Genomic DNA, 15,522 nt, shown 5'->3' on the forward strand with positions numbered 1-15,522 from the left:
GTTCCTCACAGGTTGGGCAGCGCGTCGACGAGGGCGCGCATGAGGTGGTTGACGGTGGGGGCGGCGCCGCTGGTGGCGAGGTAGAAGCCGAACATCGCGGCCACGAACGCGGAGCCGAAGCCCAGCGCGCGGGAGCGCAGCAGGATGACGAGCAGAGCGCCGAAGATGACAAGCAGGGAGATGGTCACGGCCATGCCGGCGGGTCTCCTTTGGATGAGTCGATGGGGTGGTCAGCGAGTGCCTTCGCGGTAGATCCGCGCGGCGCGGTTGTAGAGCCAGCGACCGACGCGGACGCGCTTGCCGCGGCCCTTGCAGCGGCGACACGTCTTGCCGCGCTTGGGGCGTCCCTTGCGGTCGGTGGTCGTGGCGAAGCCGAAGCCGTGGCACTTGCGGCAGGTGCCGAACGGGCTGCCCGCACACACGCTTGCGTAACCGAGAGTGACGAGTATCAGGCAGGCGACAGCAAGGACTATGGGGGTCACGAGGGGCCCTCCCAGGCGGTTTTCGGGGTTTCCGCAGGTGGGGTGCTATTTACTAGCTCGCAGATCAGATGCGATATGGGGTGCTAGCGAGGGTGCTACCGGTAGCAGGTGTGGCTGCTACCGGTAGCACCGAGCTGGGTTAGGCGGCACCCCGCTTTTCGTCACGCTCCGCAATCGCGGTGAGGAGGTCGGCGCGGGTGATGCCGCGGCGGGTGGTGCGGGTGCCGTCGTCGGTCGTCCCGGCCACGTCGCGGGTCTTGATGCCGTGCGGCTTGAGCGCGCTGGTGACGTTCTCGCCCTTCCAGCCGCCGTAGACCTCCGGCCGCAGCTCCGCCAGCCGGGCGGCGATCCGCTCGTTCCACACCCGCTCCTCGGTCGGCGGCACGATGGCGGCGACGTCGGCGAGCAGGTCGTAGGACGGTCCGGTCGTGCTCTCGGCTTCCTCCCCGAGCGCGTGCCCGGACAGCGTGCCCTCGGCCTTGCGCAGCGCGTGAGCGCGCTGGGCGATGGCGTGGGTGGCGTTGTCGTCCAGGTAGGCGGTGCGGACCACGACCGGCAGCGCGGTGGCTCCGGCGAGGTAGCCGTTACCGGCGTCGATCTCCGGGCGGAACGAGGTGGCGCGCACGCCGTTCTTGTACGCGGACGTGCCGAGAATCATGTCGTTCTCGACCTGCCCGGCGACCTTGAGAGCGAAGCGGATGGACACGTTGCCGCTGATCCCGGTCGGGAGCGAGTCCTTGTCCGGGCGCTGCGTGGCCAGGACCAGGATGACCCCCAGCGCGCGGCCGAGCTTGATGATGAACTCAGCGTCCTCACCAGCCTGTTTGCCGTACTTGGGGTGGGCGAACAGGTTCTGGCACTCGTCGAACACGCCGACCAGCGGCCACAGCTTCAGGGAGCGCTTGTCGGCGATCTGCCGGGTGATGCGCTTGTCCGGGCACAGGTCCCGCGGCAGCTTCTTGATCGCAGCCGCGCGGCGCATGACCTCCGCCCGCAGCAGCTTCAGCGAGTCGGCCGCGTACTTGATCGAATCGTCGTCGATGCCGGACACGAACCGGTGGCTGACGCATTCGAGGGAGTCCAGGTCGCCGGTGCCCTTGTTCTCGTGCAGCCACAGTTCCACCGACGGATCCAGCGCGGCGCCGCAGGCCAGCACCCGCACCGAGGCGGTCTTGCCCTGGCCCGGCAGCGAGCCGATCAGGATGTTGTGCTGGATCATCGGCACCGACTGAGCGCGTCCGCGCGGGTCGATGCCGAACGGGTTGCGCTTGAAGATGTCGTGCCGACGCGCGTTGGCCAGCTGCCACTTGACGATGCCGGTCTTGGACAGGTCCCTATCCCCCACCCACAGGATGAGGCGCCCCTCGTGCTCGTTGGGGTCGGCGTCGGGCCACACGCAGCCCAGCGGGCGGCGCAGGCCGGAGGCGAGTCGAGCGCGCCGGTCGGCCACGTCGGCGACCGTCACGCCCAAGGGCAGGTCAATGTCCGCGCGCCAGCCGGGCCCCTCGCGGGTGATCGGGGCGACGAACCGGATGCCGTCCTGCCCCTTGGCGACCGCGGAGGCAATCTGCCCGATGCCGATGGACGCCATGGCCTTGACCACGATGTCGCTGGTCAGCTTCTGCACCTCGGTCTTGATGACCGCACGGGTGGCCAGCGGCGCATCGGCCGGCGCCCCGGCCACTCCGCAGCCCAGCACCAGCAGCGTTGCGGCGATGACCTGCGTCATCGGCTGCGCCCCGAAGACGAGGAACAGGCCGATACCCAGGGCGACGATGCCGCCCAGGATGGTGAGGATGGTCCGCAGCCGTACCCGGCGGTCGCGCTGCCTCGACAGCTTCAGGTACTCGTCGACCTGCTCGCTCGTGGCGGTGTACTGGCGCAGGCGTTCACCCTCGGCGTCCATGGCCCAACGGCCGATCCGGCCCAGGAGATTGAGCGCCCCGCGCGGGGAGCGCCAGACCAGCTTGGGCAGGTAGAGGAACGGGACGCGCACCGCGTGGAAGGCGATGGTGTGGCCCACGTGCCCGGCCAGCCAGCCCAGCGCTTCGGTGAACTCCGTCCGGGACTTCGTCCATGCCGGGAAGACGTCCAGCCGCTTGGAGTTCTTGATGCGGTCGACCAGACCCGGGCCCGACACCGTCGGCACCTTCTGGTCGACCAGAGTCGGCCCACCCTCGCCCGACTCGGTCGGCTGCGAGTCGGGCGACTCGGGGGCTCGGGAGTCGGCCGACCGGTCGGCAGTCGAGTCGGCCGACTCGCCCCGGGCGGTGCGTGCCTTGTCGAGGTCGACCACGTCACCCCGCGCGGGGGTGCCGGGGTCGGCCATCTCGGCTTCCAGCCGGTTGAAGAGTTCGTTGTCGTCGTCGGGGTGTTTCACTGAGAGTCCTTCCGGATCTGCGGGAGGTGGGCCCGGCCGAACGCTGTAGGAGGTGAGCGGTCGGGCCCGTATGGAGAGAGGGTCAGCCCAGATGGGCCGTACGAGGGCGAACAGTGTGTTCGCCTTGTGCGGCCGGGCCGGTGGTGCGTGCCCCGGGCCGGATTCGATCCGGCGCCCTCACGGCGTGGTTGCCGGGGCTGCATGCCGCGCGGTGCGGGTCAGCGGCCGTGCCGCTCGCGGTTCTCCGCGTGGCTGAGCTGGGACGGCTCGGTACGCGGGCCGTCGACCCAGCAGAACGGGCGGATGCCGTCGGCCGCCTTGAAGACGCGGATCGCGGCACCGGCCGGGGCGTCCGGCAGGGCGTAGACGCGTCCGCCGTCGAGGGAGGCCAGCAGCCGGGCGCCGTGGTGCTCGCACCCGTCGGCGCCCGCGTTGACCGCGTCGAGCACGGTCACCACGACCGGGCCGACGCAGTCGGTCGGGTCCTCGGGGTGAGCTGCGGGGCAGCGGCGGTCCATGCTCACCACCACTTCGACTCCCTGCGGGGCTTGGGCGCCTTGCTGGGGTCGTGGCCGACCTTGCGCAGCTCGTGGGCGTAGAACCCGCCGGAGTTGGCGGTCAGGATGCCGGGCATGCCGTGCACCGACCAGACGCCGTTGAACGGCGGCTCCTCGTCGATGATGTGGCCGCGCTTGCCCACCAGGCGGGAATCCCGCTCACACGAGACGACCTGGACGATGTCACCGGCCTGGAACATCACCACCACCCCGAGGACTTCTTGGCGGCCTTCTCGGCGGCGGCCTCGCCCACGATCCGCTGCCGCTCCTTCTGCAGCGCGGCCAGTTCGGCGCCCAGCCGGGTGTTGACGGCGTTCCAGGCCTCTTCCAGGGCGCGTTCGGCGCGACCGGTGCTCTTACCGCGCAGTACCCGGTAGGAGCCGCCCACCAGGGCACCCCTGACCTTGCGACGCTCCGCACCGGTCAGCGGCCAAAACTCCTCTTTCTGCACCGCTTGGATCTTGCGTTCCGTCAGCCGGATCTCGCGGTCCAGACGGCTGGTGTTGGGCTTGGCCATGGTCAACCCCTCCTCGGGGATGGCGTGTTGGCGGCGGGCTGCAGGGCCCGCCGGGAGCAGATGGGGTTACAGGTCGAACAGGCCCGGCGCGTCGTCCACGGGCGCCGTGGCGCGGGCGCGGCGGGCGGCGGCGGTGTGGCAGTCCGGGCACCAGGCCCGCAGTTCGCCCGCGGGCAGGCGGGCGGCGGCGACGTCCGAGGCGAGCGGGTCGGCGGGGGCGGCCATCAGCCGCACCCGGCGCCCGTGCTTGCTGGTGTAGCCGTCGTGCTCGTGCAGGCACCGGCCGTCGCCCTTGGCGTGCGCGTTGCCGCACTGGCCCTCGCACTGGCAGCGGTAGCCGGCCGCGCGCATCACCGCGGTGAACACGGCGGCGCCGACCAGAGGTTGTGACTTCATGCCGCGGCCCTCCCCCACGCCTCAGGCTCGGATCGGGCGAGCAGGATGCGCAGGGCGGCAACGGCCTGCGGCCAGACCACGCCATTGCCGAGCGCCTTGAGCTGGGCGGTGCGGGACAGGCCGGGCACGGCGGTCACGTGGCCGTCGTCCAGGGCCATGAGCCATTCGACGAACGGCGGGTTCAGCCGTCCCAGATCGTCAGTTGGCCGGGGGGCGGGGCGGCCGATGACCTGCGCCCACCTTTCGACCGCCGCGGCGTACGGCCCCCAACGCTGCGGGCCGCGTCCGTCAGCGTCTCGCCGTGTCCCCAGGCCGGGTTCGCTCCGCTGCTGCTCTTCGCGTCCGTCGCGGTCGGCGTCGGCAGCAGCTCCCCCACCTCCGCGGCCAGGCTCTTGCCGTGCCTGCCCGCTTCCTGCGAGGGACTGCGCTTGGTCTGCCGGTTCTCGTTCGCCGACGCCCGCGGGGTGGGCAGCAGCGAGACGACGTGCCGCAGGTTCATCCCGCCCTGTGCCGCGTGCCCCGCTCCCGTGTTCTCCGAGGTCGATGGCGTCGGCAACAGCGCCACGGCGGTGGGCAGTTGTCCTCTCTGCCCACCCCCGCGCCAGTCCCGGGCCGCCGGAGTCGGCAGGCCAGGCGTAGAAGAAGAGCCGGTTGCGCTGGTGTGCGGCGCCGATGTCGCTCGCGCGTACACAGCACCAGTCCGCATCGAACCCGAGGGCGGCAAGGTCTCCAAGCACGGTGTCGAAGCCGAGGGAAAGGTGACCTGCGACGTTCTCAAAGACCGCGAGGCGGGGTCGTAGAACCCCAAGGGCGCGGGCGATGTGCGGCCAGAGGTGCCGGGCATCTGAGGTTCCCTTCCGTTTGCCCGCGGTGCTGAACGGCTGGCACGGATAGCCGCCGATGTAGATGTCGACCGGCTCGACGCCGTGCCAGTCGACGGCGGTGATGTCCCCGAGGTTGGGCACCTTCGGGTGGTGGTGAGCGAGGATGAGCGCGGCTCCGGGGTCGTTGTCCGCCACCCATGCCAACGACCCGCCGAACACTGCCTGGACGGCGATGTCCAGGCCGCCGTATCCGGTGCATACCGAGCCGATCCGCGGGGCGGTCATGCCGCCACCTCGATCACGGGCGCATCGGTGCGGGCGCCGGTCCGGCCGGCGCGGCGTCCGGTGACGGTGGCGAACAGCCAGCCGAGCCCCGCGCGGCGGGTTCCGGCGCGGGCCTGCTTGGCCGCGTACATCGCCTCATCCGCCCGCCGCAGCAGCCCGGAGAGGTCGTCGGCGGGGAAGTCCGCGGCGCGCACCCAGCCGAGCGAGACGGTCGTGCGGACGGCGGGGTCCTGGCCGTCGACCGGCCGGGCCAGCACACCGTGCAGCACGGCGAGCAGGTCGGCCGCGGTGCCGTGGTCGTCGATGAGGACTGCGGCGAACTCATCGCCCCCGAGCCGTCCGGCGACCCCCGAGCGGCCGACGTGGTGGGCGAGCCGGTCGGCGGTCGCCTTCAACAGGACGTCTCCCGCGGCGTGCCCGTGGGTGTCGTTGATGTGCTTGAACTTGTCGACGTCGGCCAGCACCACGACTGCCCGCGGGTCCTTGAGCAGGGCCGTGGCGCGGCGGGTGAAGCCGTCGCGGGTGCGTAATCCGGTCAGCGGGTCACGCCGGGCCGTGTTCAGGCAGCCTCGCAGCCACCACACGTGAACGGCCCACCCGGCGGCCAGCGGCAGCGCCGACAGCAGGACCGTGGCGAGGGTGTTCATGCCGCGGCCCCCTCGCCCTCGTCGGTGTCGTCGATGGGGTGCAGCCGTCGGCCGTCGGCCCGCTCGGTCAGCAACAGGTCCCGCAGCACACGGGAGTTGGCGGCCGAGCAGTGCAGCGTGGTGCGCAGCGCCTCGGCGTTGATCGCGTCATCGCTCCAGTCGGCGGTGACCTGGCGCGCCTCGGCGAGCAGTTCCGCCGGGGTCCGCGGCGCCTTGCCGGTCTTCGGCTTGGCCTTGCTGGTGCGCTTGCGCGGCGGCTTGGGCGCCTCCGGCTTCGGCGGCTCCGCATCCTGCGGCGGCACGGGCGGCATCTCGTCAGCGGCCGGGGCCAGCTCACCCAGCTTCAACAGCACCCGCTCAGGCCGGGGCGTCTTGGAGCGCCACCGACGGCCGAAGCGCTGCCGCAGCTGCGCGCGGGCCAGCTGACGTTCCCGCTCCCGGGCGAGCGCGTCCCCGTACGAGGTGATCTCCCACAGGGTCATGCGCCGCCACAGCGCGAAGGTGGACAGCGGGGCGAGCAGCCAGCGCGAACGCCGGATCTTCTCCATCCGCCGGCCGGTCACCGCGCCGATCCGGGAGGCGTAGACGTGGGCGGCGACCTCGGACAGGACCACCCACAGCAGCGGCATCGTGCCGTGGGCAACCTTCGCGGACAGCGACTGCCCGGCCGCGATGTTCAGCCAGCACGTCACCCCGGTCAGCGCCCACGGCACGAACCGCACCCAGCCCAACGGCATGTCCGTGCGAATCAGCAGCAGGAACGCCGCGGTGAACACCGGAATGGCCACGTCGATACCGACCGGCAGCATCCACGGGGAGGCGAACCCCCACCGGGCACCCGCGGCCGACACCGCCTCGAACGAGGACGCCAGGCCCAGCCCGCCGACCCCGGCCGCGAACACGGCGACCGCACCCAACAGCCACAGCTCAGGTTTCGACAGCGGAGGCACGGCAGGCCGTGCAGTCTCCGTCTCGGTCACGGTGGTCATGCCGCGGCCCCCTTCCGGGAGCTCCGGCGGCGCCGCGTGGGACGCGGCAGCGGCAGGACGTTGAACAGCTCCGGCGCGTAGGCCTCGATGGCCTCGGCGGCGATGCGGCTAACGTCGTCGGGAAGGGTCGGGTTGTCGGCGAGGATGTCCCGCGCGGCGTCCAGCCGGGCGGCTCGCTCCTCGGCGGTTTCGCCGTCCACCCCGAGCCAGAGTTCGAGCGGGGTGCCCAGGGCGAGTTCGACGAAATCGAGGTCGTTCACGGCCTGATGGCCGCCGATGTAGGTGTGCATGGATGCTCCTGAATCGGAGGGACGGGAAGGCGGAGCAGCCGCAGGCCTTTGGCGAGACGGCGACCGCTCCGGGGCCCCGGCCGCAGAGCGCGACGGGGTGAGTGCCCCGGGCCGGATTCGATCCGGCGCCCTCACGGCGAGATGCCGGGGCGGTGATGCGGGGTCAGACGGTGGCGACGATGAGCGCGGCGACCAGGAGCCACAGGTGGTGGAAGGACTGGTCAAGGGCGTAGGCGCCGGTACCGATGTGCGGGTTGTCGTCGCGGCCGGCGCGCGGGGCGCCCAGCCGGTAGAACTCGCCCTTACCGGTCACCTTGGCCAGCCAGGCGAGCGTGCTGCGGCGATCCGCCCACCAGTGAGTGACCGCGTCAACGCCCAAGCCCAGCACGGTGCCGAGCGCGGACAGGTGCAGGTCCAGCAGCCAGACGACCGGCAACAGGACGGCAACCTTGGTGAGCGTCAGGGTGGCGACATGCCGGGTGTCCGCGAGGCGGCCGACCCAGCCGGGACGGCCCTTGTGCGCGGACTGGTGGGAGGTCTGCACCCAGTGATCGCCCACGCTGTGTGCGACGTACAGGGCGATGAACACGGCGGCGAAGGTGGCGGCGTGCACGGCGGTCACCGGCTCTCGTCGCGGGTCTGAACGAGCTGAATGACCATGCGCGGGAAGTCGGCGACGCCGTCGAAGTGCGCGAACGTCACGCCGTAGGTCTCGGCCGTTTGAAGCATGCCGTGCAGAATCGCGGCGGCGTCCGCCACCTGATGGGCGGTCGGCCGGTGGCCAGGGGCGAACTGCGCTGCGGCCGACGCGATGCGGTGACCGATCTCGTTGAGGTCGTTCTGATTCATGGGCGTTCCTCAGTCGGAGGGACAGAGAGCCGGAAGGGGCCGCAGGCCTTTGGCGAGACGACGGCCACTCCGGAATCCCCCGGCCGCGACTGCGGCGGGGAAGCGCCCCGGGGCAGATTCGATCTGCCGCCTCACGGCTAAACCGGGGCCACAGCGCCGGAGCGCTGCGAGAGGTTGGGTTGCGCTGTACCTCACGCGGGACGGAGCCCGCGTGACCGCCTACTTGGCCGAGGAGAGGCGGCGTGATCCCCATTCAGTTGTCAAGGAACGAACGCTTCCGACGAGCGCGGTAACCCCTCGAAGGAGCTCCCGTAGCTGCAAAGCCACAGGACCCGCCGGACGTACATCGGTGCTGCACACCCGCTCAATGCGTGGTGTGTATTACCTACCACTCACGCTGACAGATCGATCCCGGGTCGTCAAGCGCTCTGGCTTTTTCGATCTCGGAACCGCCTGCTTCGCGGTGGTGACTCAACTGTCGCCAAGCGGAGGGCACTTCGGGAGCGTGCACTTGGGGGTGCACTCGTGCACTCCGATGTGCCCACCCCCTGCACCTCAGGCCTGACCTGCGTAGAGTGACGTTGAGTCAAGCTGGGACTTCGGCCGCTCATGGGGGTTCGATGGCAGACCGGAACGCCAGGCTGGCCGCGCTCATGCAGGAAGCTGACTTCTCGAACAAGTCGCTTGCTCGCGCGGTGATCGCCGCTGGCACTCGATCAAGCGAAGACGTCACCTGCGATCACACGTACGTCGGCAGGTGGCTCAACGGCTCGATCCCGCGGGGCAACATGCCGCAGTTCATCGCCGATGCGATTGGGCGCAAGCTGGGGCGCCGACTCACCATCGACGACATCGGGATGGGCGACGCGGCAGTTTCTGCCGTACAACCCGACTTGGGCTTGGACTTCGCAGACAAGCCCGAAGCCACAGCCAAGACCGTGACCGACCTATGGCGGGCCGACCTTGCTGAGGCTGAGGTTCTGGTCCGAGCGCACCCAGACTCTGCCGCATGGAACACGGCATCCCTCCGGTGGATCGTCGCCCCTCCGGACCGAGAGCTAACGCGACTGGGCAACCGGGCGATCGGCGCGGTTGACATCGAGATGGTGCGCTCAACCGCCGACGCGTTCAGCATGCTTGACGGGAAGTTCGGCGGCGGCCACGCCCGACGGGCGCTGATTCAGTACCTTCACACGGACGTCCGTCCGATGCTGGACGGGAAGTACTCCGACACCGTCGGCAAGCAACTCCACTCAGCCGTAGCCGAAGCTCTCTTGCTCGCCGGATTCATGTCGTACGACAGCGGCCTACACGGCATCGCGCAGCGGTACTTCATTCAGGGCTTGCGTATGGCTCAGGCGGCTGGCGACCGCCTGCTCGGTAGCAGCATCCTGTCCGCGATGAGCCATCAGGCGACCTTCCTCGGCCGGTACCAGGACGCTGCAACCCTGGCGCGTGCGGCGTACACAGGACCCGCCGGCAGCCTGGGGCCCACGATGGCCGCACATCACATCGCAATGGAGGCTCGGGCCCTTGCCCGACTTGGCGATGATCGGGGCTGCGACCTTGCCCTAGTTGAGGCGGAACGCAAGCTCAGCCAGCGGACAGCCGACAGCGATCCTGCGTACATCGCATACTTCGACGAGGTTGAACTTGCAGCCGAGATCGGCCATTGCTTCCGCGACTTGGGACGATCCGTGCAGGCGACGGAGCGGGGAGCAGGATCCATCGTCGGGGACGGCCTGAATACCCGAAGCGATTTCTTCGCGACCATGGTGCAGGCAGACTCGTACCTAGGTCAGGGCGAGATCGGCCGTGGCTTCGAAATCGCGCTCAATGCGCTGCAACTCGGAGAAGGGCTGAAGTCTGCGCGCTGCGTGCAGTATGTACGGGAGTTTCAGGGCCGCATCACAGACGACGTGAAGCGAGCCGCGGATTTCCGGGTGTTCGCGGAACAAGCCCGCGGCTTCCGCCTCTGGCGACAGGTCGACGAACAGTCCTAGAACGGTGCCCAGTCGCGGCGCGAGCCTCCCGAGCGCAGCGTCTCGACACGCTTCTCAACTTCCTCGGCAGCGCGCGGATTCGTGCCAGCGTTCTGGGAAAGCCAGGTGACCATCAGCAGTTCGCGCACGCTGCGCAGGACGGAATACCCAGACCATTTCCGGACGTCGAAGCCGTAGCCGTCCACAAATTCGGCGTATTCGGCCTCTGTATGCCACCCGAAGCTGTCGTAGTACATGGCCGTCTGCATCAGGTCCCACTCACGCGGACCGATCACAAAGCCGTCCAGGTCGATAACCTTCGGGTCTCCCGCAGCATCCCGCAGGACGTTGCCAACGTTGAAATCTCCGTGCAGGTGACCGGTCGGCAAGGCGAACGCTAGCCGGTCGTACTCGCTCGCCAACTCATCTGCCAGAGAGGTGAGATAGGCCCGGGTGTCCGACGGGATCGCAGCGCACTGCAACCGCTGGTTCACCTTCTCGAAGGGTCGGAGTTCGGGGAGCGAAAAATTCGGCGGCTCCAATTCGTGGAGCCGCCGAAGCAGTTCACCCATCTCTCGCGTACTCGCGTACGTGTCGCCGTCGGCCAATCCCTCCCAGAAGGTCACCGGATGGCCGTCGATGACGACGGGCTGTTCGGCTTCCGTGACAAGCCGGGCAGCCGGGTATCCCTCGTCCGCGAGCCACTGAGCTACGGCTACTTCTCGGCGGACGGACGGTAGTCGATCAGGGCTCCGACCGACGCGCGAAATGATCCGGCCGTAATCGATGCGAAAGACTGCGTGGTCGCCAAACCGCTGCATCGCGATACCGTCCGGATCTACGCGGGCGACATCGCACGCCTTCCGCAAGATGCTCTCGGCCGACGCCGCGTCGAATTCGGTGCGCTCGCCCGTCGTCATGCCTTACGGTCCCCCAATCCGATGGGAAGCGCGCGGACTTCCCGCCCGCGCGTCGCTCCTTTGCCGATGAGCCCTTGTCCTTCCATCTGCGCGATGGCGGAGCGGATCGCCGTCCGCGAAGCCTCGAACCGCTCGCACAGCTCCTTCTCGGTAGGGAAGGGGTCCCCGACCTTGACTCCGTCAGTCCGCAAGAGGTCCGTCACCTTCTCGACGAGTGGGCGTCGGTCGCCCGTACCCACCACGTACCAGCCAGCCCCCTGTACGGACTCGATCACGCCCTTGCTCTTCAGGTCACCCAACGCACGCTCGATGGTGCTGCGGCTCACGCCGTAGCTCTCCATCAGCTTCGCTTGAGACGGCAGCTTCTCAGGGATTTTGCCCTTCTCGATCTTCTGACGTAGAGAATCCGACACCCCTAGGTACGTGTCTCGCGGACTGGCCGGCGGCACCTAGCCTCCCCTTCGATGATCTCGCTTGGCAGCGGTTCACTGCTTTCAGCTTCCCACGGCGTCCCTCGATTGACGTAGGGCCTCCCAAGGAGTGTCCCATGTGTCCGACTGTCCGGTTAGGGCTCTGACCTGCACAAATAGGCCGGACACCCTCAGTGCGCCAGTGTCCGGGTGTCCGGTTAGAGGGCTGCAACACGAGGGTGTTTCAGCCCTCGCACGGCGACATGGAGCGCACGGCTGGTGCGCTTCAGCACCCTGGCTCAGTCCTGCCGAGTGCGTGAGCAGTGCGTGAGCTCCGGTGGCACGAGGGTGCCTGCGGGCTGCGGTGCAGGTCAGAGGCATAATCAAGGATGTCATGCACATGCTCTCCGGAGCCGTGTGCGCAGGTTCGAATCCTGCCGGGGGCACTCGCCGGTCAGCCAGCAACAATCAGGCTCTGACCAGGGCGAATGCCGACATGAGAGAGCGGGAGTCAGTCTCACTGACTCCCGCTCTCTCTCGTTGTCTGTCACCGTTCGCGCACTATCTGCGATACAGACGACACACCTCCGACGCGCTCGCACGCTCCTCACGCGTAGGGCGTCCGCGACGCCGTCGAGGGCTGTGGACACTCCGATTGCGTGCATCCCTACCTCCGCCGCTGAGCATGGGTGCAAGCCTCAGACCGTTGAACACATCAACGACGGGTGACGGCGGTCGACCCTTGGTTGGGTCATTCGAGCACAGAAGGGCACGTTCCGAATGTGAAGGTCACCGGATACGCGCGCCTCAACAACCCTCGTGCTGGCTAGCCGCTGATCTGGGATATCTGCCGCTTGCCCTAAAACAGGCCGGCTCCTATCTCAACCGAAACCGCGGCATCGCCCTCGACGCCTACCGCCGCAGTCTGGGCACCAAGCTGCACAAGGCCGACGATGACATCGCCGCTGAGCGGACTATCTCCCGAATCTGGCACCTGACGCTGCACATATTGGCTTCGCGTGACCCTTTGGCCGTGGATGTGCTCTACACCGCCGCGTGGCTCGCTCCCGACAACGTCCCTCATGCCCTGCTTGCCCCGCACGGCACCGACCCGGACGACCTTGCCGAGGCCATCGGCACGCTGGCCTCATACAGCATGGCCACTGACACTGGCACCACCCTGAGCATCCATCGCCTCGTCCAAACCGTTCTGCGCCCCCCCAAGACCCCAGTGATCACCGGCCCCAAGAAGGGCGCGCGCGAGCTGAACAAGCCCTCGTCCGTCACCTGGCACCACCTCCCGGCCAGGAGACGACCACCGAAGGCCATGGGATGCCCTTATTCCCCATCTGATCGCTCTCGCCGCCAATACCCCGCCTGGACACCACAGTGACCCTCTTATCAACGCATATGAGTGCGCTGCCTACCGCCTCCACCAGCAAGGCCACACCACCAACTCTGTCGCACCGTGAACAACTGCTAGGCGACACCCACCCCGACACCCTGATCAGCCGCAACAACCTCGCTCACGCACGCCGTGCCGCGGAGGCCGTACAGCAGAGGAGTACAGAAACCTCAACGACCGAAGCTGACGCTCAGCAGCCGTCCAGAGCCGATTGACCAGCCAATCAGGCCCAAATGACCACCGGCCGAGAGTTCAGGACGATGAGGTCGTGCCAGACGCGTGCCAGATCGGACGGGGACTCACGGGGAACACCGCGGAATCAGCGGACTCGCCAGCAGGAATCGAACCCTTTCCGTGGCAGGTCAGCCCCGCAGCGATCACTAGATCACCTCAGCTTCCCAAGGTGAGAGCGTCGCCGACTCCCCACGTCTGACGCGCTGGGTAGGGTTTGCAAAGTGCGCTACCTGACAGAGGACTTCATCGTCGGGGCCCTGAAGCGAGGTCGGCCGGTCGAGCAGTTCCTTGGTCCGGTCGGTGCTCCAGGTCGGCCCGGCGTCAGCTACGTCGAAGTCCGCCCAGCGAAGGCGTCATACGAGGTCTACGTCCATGCCGTCGAGGACGTCGGGCGTGAGGGATTGCTCGACCTGGGCGAGTTTCCACCACTCGACGCCGGCCCGGACGCGGAAGAGTTCGGCCGACTTGTTGCTATGGCGGAGGATCCGTCGAACGCACTGGCCGCTGCCGAGGAGACCACGGGCGCAGTACGGGGGCGGTGGGTCAACGAGAACATCGTCCAAGACGAATACGGCGACTTCGTTCGGGCGGGCCGGCCTTCGGACCAGTCCCCCGATGGGTGCCCCTGGCCAAGTCGTGGAGCACGCGGCTAAGGACCCAGTCCCCGAACCGCGGGCATTGGGACCCGCGCCACAGGGAGAGCAGCAGTGAGTGTCTAACTGCGTGACAACGCCCACGGGCATCGGCGGACAAGCGCGGACGCCTGCGGACCATCAGCGCAGGTGAGAAGTGCTCTAGCCCCAGACAGCGCCCGCACCCAAGTTGCTTCGGGACGAAGAGGTCAGTGCTGGCCACTGAGCGCGCCGATGGAGCGAGCGGCGGCGGTGCAACAGGTAGGTTGACCGTGCCCGTTCAGAACACAGTGGCTGGCTTGGGGGACTCCGTGGACGAGGACGAAATCAGGCGCGCGGTAGCACGAGGGATGCAGGACTACGAGAAGTCCCGCCCGAAGCCCAAGGGGATCGTCGCGGAGGCGGAGAGCGCCATAGGCGGTTGCGTAGCGATGTTCTTCGTGGCCTTGGTGATTCTGGGTATCGTCGCTGCGTGCAGCAGGTGACGCACCTTCCCGGCACGTCCCCCCGGCGCGATTTCTGGGCCGTCCCTGGGTCGTCCGAGGTCAACCGACGCCAACCGACAACGACAGAAGCCCACGGCATCCGACCTGGTCAGAGCCGTGAGCTTCGTCAGTCCCGCTGGTCGGCGGAACCGGTGGTCAGTAGACCGGCAAGTCAGCCCGTACGAACTGATGCCCGTGCCAGACGCGTGCCAGATCGTGCGGGGAACCACGGGGAACACCGGGCAATGGGTTGGCTGGCTACAGGACACCAGCATCGCTCCGCCGCAGGTCAGCTGATGAAGCCCTGCTGAATCACCTGAGCTTCCCAAGCTGAGATTTCACCCTCACGCCTTTGGAAGCAGCGGCTCGTGCCGGTGCCAGATCAGGTACCGGTCTTCTCGACGCAACTCTGCGAAGCCCCATTCGATGCGCATCACGCCGTCCCCCATGGAGCAGGCATAGGCGACGAGGACGAGTCGAATGTCTTCGGGAAGCAGCTCCAGGTCGGGATGCACTTCGGAGTCGTCGAGGTCTCCCCAGTCCAGGTTAAACGGCTCCTGCATGGCCGGCGGGCCGTGGCGGCGGATCAAGTCTGCTCGAAAGCCTGTGGCCCGCCGGAGGCGTGCAGCCGTAACAGGCACGTCCTTCTTCGCGTAGCGAAGGGGGTAGACCAGGCACCCGCGGATGAGCATCATCGTTCGCCCCTGTAGGCGCACGGCATCCCCGAGACCAGCGAGGCCGGCGGCCAGTTCTTCGTACTGCACCGCGTAAAGGCCGTGTCCGTAGGCTTCGAGCGTCTGGGTATGGACGCCCTCATGTCCGGTGCGGGCCCGCTCGTGAGCCCGGACGAGGCAGGCAGGGATGATGTCCGCCAGCTCACTGGCGGATTCCCCGAACGTCTCACTTGCCCATTGATCGGCTGAACCCACGACGTACCGCCCCTCCCCTGGTGGTCCTGGAGCACAGCGCCGAGCGGCATCCACCCAAACCGTGCTGTCCCCCTGGCGAATCACGCAAGGTCGCACCGAGCGCACAGAGGGAGCGCATGTCACCTGAACGGGGCGCATCGCCGGTGCCTCTCGGGCAATCAGCAGCGGGGAATTGCGGTGAAGGCGGTACGGCCAGACAGAGCCGCAAGCGACTGTTCACCAGGTCGGCTCAGCTGGGCTCCGCTGCCCCCACTGACCTCCACGGCTGACTGTGAGGATGTGGATGGTGCCGTCCGAGGGGTCTGACCC

20 protein-coding genes are annotated in these 15,522 nt (G+C 68.3%); 4 read left to right on the forward strand and 16 right to left on the reverse strand.

The features are described from left to right. Nucleotides 1-5: 5 nt before the first annotated feature. The 13 genes from AV521_RS37525 to AV521_RS37585 all read right to left on the reverse strand — a co-directional run bounded on the left by AV521_RS37525 (nucleotide 6) and on the right by AV521_RS37585 (nucleotide 8,216). A complete protein-coding gene (locus AV521_RS37525; RefSeq protein WP_076095135.1) occupies nucleotides 6-194 on the reverse strand; it encodes a hypothetical protein in 189 nt (62 codons plus the stop codon). Nucleotides 195-230: 36 nt separating this feature from the next. After that, complete coding sequence (locus AV521_RS37530) at nucleotides 231-482, reverse strand: hypothetical protein (RefSeq protein WP_076095138.1); 252 nt, start codon at nucleotides 480-482, stop codon at nucleotides 231-233. Nucleotides 483-621: 139 nt separating this feature from the next. Then, on the reverse strand, nucleotides 622-2,862 hold the full coding sequence (locus tag AV521_RS37535) for an FtsK/SpoIIIE domain-containing protein (RefSeq protein ID WP_179023681.1): 2,241 nt from the start codon (nucleotides 2,860-2,862) through the stop codon (nucleotides 622-624). Between the two features lie 218 nt (nucleotides 2,863-3,080). Further along, nucleotides 3,081-3,380, reverse strand: a complete 300-nt coding sequence (locus AV521_RS37540; RefSeq protein WP_079249600.1) for a hypothetical protein — start codon at nucleotides 3,378-3,380, stop codon at nucleotides 3,081-3,083. Between the two features lie 2 nt (nucleotides 3,381-3,382). Further along, nucleotides 3,383-3,628 carry a hypothetical protein gene (locus AV521_RS37545; protein ID WP_076095140.1) on the reverse strand — a complete coding sequence of 82 codons (246 nt, stop codon included), beginning with the start codon at nucleotides 3,626-3,628 and terminating at the stop codon, nucleotides 3,383-3,385. Continuing rightward, a complete protein-coding gene (locus AV521_RS37550) occupies nucleotides 3,619-3,936 on the reverse strand; it encodes a hypothetical protein (protein ID WP_076095142.1) in 318 nt (105 codons plus the stop codon). Before AV521_RS37550 ends, AV521_RS37545 begins: the two co-directional genes overlap by 10 nt. A gap of 66 nt (nucleotides 3,937-4,002) precedes the next feature. Continuing rightward, complete coding sequence (locus AV521_RS37555; protein WP_076095200.1) at nucleotides 4,003-4,332, reverse strand: hypothetical protein; 330 nt, start codon at nucleotides 4,330-4,332, stop codon at nucleotides 4,003-4,005. After that, complete coding sequence (locus tag AV521_RS37560) at nucleotides 4,329-5,441, reverse strand: DNA cytosine methyltransferase (RefSeq protein WP_076095144.1); 1,113 nt, start codon at nucleotides 5,439-5,441, stop codon at nucleotides 4,329-4,331. The genes AV521_RS37555 and AV521_RS37560 overlap by 4 nt, the downstream gene beginning before the upstream one ends. Then, nucleotides 5,438-6,088 carry a GGDEF domain-containing protein gene (locus AV521_RS37565; protein ID WP_076095145.1) on the reverse strand — a complete coding sequence of 217 codons (651 nt, stop codon included), beginning with the start codon at nucleotides 6,086-6,088 and terminating at the stop codon, nucleotides 5,438-5,440. The genes AV521_RS37560 and AV521_RS37565 overlap by 4 nt, the downstream gene beginning before the upstream one ends. Further along, complete coding sequence (locus tag AV521_RS37570; RefSeq protein WP_076095147.1) at nucleotides 6,085-7,077, reverse strand: DUF2637 domain-containing protein; 993 nt, start codon at nucleotides 7,075-7,077, stop codon at nucleotides 6,085-6,087. The genes AV521_RS37565 and AV521_RS37570 overlap by 4 nt, the downstream gene beginning before the upstream one ends. Next, the gene (locus tag AV521_RS37575) at nucleotides 7,074-7,367 is read right to left on the reverse strand and encodes a hypothetical protein (protein WP_076095149.1); all 294 of its coding nucleotides are present in this window, start codon (nucleotides 7,365-7,367) and stop codon (nucleotides 7,074-7,076) included. The genes AV521_RS37570 and AV521_RS37575 overlap by 4 nt, the downstream gene beginning before the upstream one ends. A gap of 163 nt (nucleotides 7,368-7,530) precedes the next feature. Further along, on the reverse strand, nucleotides 7,531-7,980 hold the full coding sequence (locus AV521_RS37580; protein ID WP_076095202.1) for a DUF3307 domain-containing protein: 450 nt from the start codon (nucleotides 7,978-7,980) through the stop codon (nucleotides 7,531-7,533). Nucleotides 7,981-7,985: 5 nt separating this feature from the next. Further along, on the reverse strand, nucleotides 7,986-8,216 hold the full coding sequence (locus tag AV521_RS37585) for a hypothetical protein (RefSeq protein ID WP_076095151.1): 231 nt from the start codon (nucleotides 8,214-8,216) through the stop codon (nucleotides 7,986-7,988). 620 nt (nucleotides 8,217-8,836) lie between these two features. On the opposite strand from AV521_RS37585, the gene AV521_RS37590 reads away from it, so the two are divergent. Further along, nucleotides 8,837-10,219: a hypothetical protein gene (locus tag AV521_RS37590; RefSeq protein WP_076095153.1), complete on the forward strand. Its 1,383-nt coding sequence runs from the start codon at nucleotides 8,837-8,839 to the stop codon at nucleotides 10,217-10,219. On the opposite strand, the gene AV521_RS37595 is transcribed toward AV521_RS37590, so the two are convergent. Together AV521_RS37595 and AV521_RS37600 are read right to left on the reverse strand one after the other, a co-directional pair. Beyond that, on the reverse strand, nucleotides 10,216-11,118 hold the full coding sequence (locus AV521_RS37595; protein WP_076095155.1) for a phosphotransferase enzyme family protein: 903 nt from the start codon (nucleotides 11,116-11,118) through the stop codon (nucleotides 10,216-10,218). The genes AV521_RS37590 and AV521_RS37595 overlap by 4 nt on opposite strands. After that, nucleotides 11,115-11,567: a GntR family transcriptional regulator gene (locus AV521_RS37600; protein WP_076095157.1), complete on the reverse strand. Its 453-nt coding sequence runs from the start codon at nucleotides 11,565-11,567 to the stop codon at nucleotides 11,115-11,117. Before AV521_RS37600 ends, AV521_RS37595 begins: the two co-directional genes overlap by 4 nt. Nucleotides 11,568-12,234: 667 nt before the next feature. Here AV521_RS37600 and AV521_RS48870 point away from each other — a divergent pair. From AV521_RS48870 to AV521_RS37615, 3 genes are all read left to right on the forward strand, one after another. Next, nucleotides 12,235-12,921 carry a hypothetical protein gene (locus AV521_RS48870; protein ID WP_143658724.1) on the forward strand — a complete coding sequence of 229 codons (687 nt, stop codon included), beginning with the start codon at nucleotides 12,235-12,237 and terminating at the stop codon, nucleotides 12,919-12,921. A gap of 467 nt (nucleotides 12,922-13,388) precedes the next feature. Next, nucleotides 13,389-13,820: a hypothetical protein gene (locus AV521_RS37610; protein ID WP_256725844.1), complete on the forward strand. Its 432-nt coding sequence runs from the start codon at nucleotides 13,389-13,391 to the stop codon at nucleotides 13,818-13,820. A gap of 251 nt (nucleotides 13,821-14,071) precedes the next feature. Continuing rightward, nucleotides 14,072-14,284 (forward strand): hypothetical protein, encoded by a 213-nt coding sequence (locus AV521_RS37615; RefSeq protein ID WP_076095161.1) that lies wholly within the window; start codon nucleotides 14,072-14,074, stop codon nucleotides 14,282-14,284. Nucleotides 14,285-14,628: 344 nt separating this feature from the next. Here AV521_RS37615 and AV521_RS37620 read toward each other — a convergent pair whose 3' ends face one another. After that, the gene (locus AV521_RS37620; RefSeq protein WP_076095163.1) at nucleotides 14,629-15,213 is read right to left on the reverse strand and encodes a hypothetical protein; all 585 of its coding nucleotides are present in this window, start codon (nucleotides 15,211-15,213) and stop codon (nucleotides 14,629-14,631) included. Nucleotides 15,214-15,522: the final 309 nt, after the last annotated feature.

This window comes from Streptomyces sp. IMTB 2501, from assembly GCF_001953885.1.
In the GTDB taxonomy this organism is placed as follows: domain Bacteria; phylum Actinomycetota; class Actinomycetes; order Streptomycetales; family Streptomycetaceae; genus Streptomyces.

Bases quoted from the DNA above. Each gene is read 5' to 3' on its own strand.
- AV521_RS37525 (WP_076095135.1), bottom strand. From the start codon at position 194: ATGGCCGTGACCATCTCCCTGCTTGTCATCTTCGGCGCTCTGCTCGTC.
- AV521_RS37540 (WP_079249600.1), bottom strand. From the start codon at position 3,380: ATGGACCGCCGCTGCCCCGCAGCTCACCCCGAGGACCCGACCGACTGC.
- AV521_RS37550 (WP_076095142.1), bottom strand. From the start codon at position 3,936: ATGGCCAAGCCCAACACCAGCCGTCTGGACCGCGAGATCCGGCTGACG.
- AV521_RS37555 (WP_076095200.1), bottom strand. From the start codon at position 4,332: ATGAAGTCACAACCTCTGGTCGGCGCCGCCGTGTTCACCGCGGTGATG.
- AV521_RS37560 (WP_076095144.1), bottom strand. From the start codon at position 5,441: ATGACCGCCCCGCGGATCGGCTCGGTATGCACCGGATACGGCGGCCTG.
- AV521_RS37565 (WP_076095145.1), bottom strand. From the start codon at position 6,088: ATGAACACCCTCGCCACGGTCCTGCTGTCGGCGCTGCCGCTGGCCGCC.
- AV521_RS37570 (WP_076095147.1), bottom strand. From the start codon at position 7,077: ATGACCACCGTGACCGAGACGGAGACTGCACGGCCTGCCGTGCCTCCG.
- AV521_RS37575 (WP_076095149.1), bottom strand. From the start codon at position 7,367: ATGCACACCTACATCGGCGGCCATCAGGCCGTGAACGACCTCGATTTC.
- AV521_RS37585 (WP_076095151.1), bottom strand. From the start codon at position 8,216: ATGAATCAGAACGACCTCAACGAGATCGGTCACCGCATCGCGTCGGCC.
- AV521_RS37590 (WP_076095153.1), top strand. From the start codon at position 8,837: ATGGCAGACCGGAACGCCAGGCTGGCCGCGCTCATGCAGGAAGCTGAC.
- AV521_RS37595 (WP_076095155.1), bottom strand. From the start codon at position 11,118: ATGACGACGGGCGAGCGCACCGAATTCGACGCGGCGTCGGCCGAGAGC.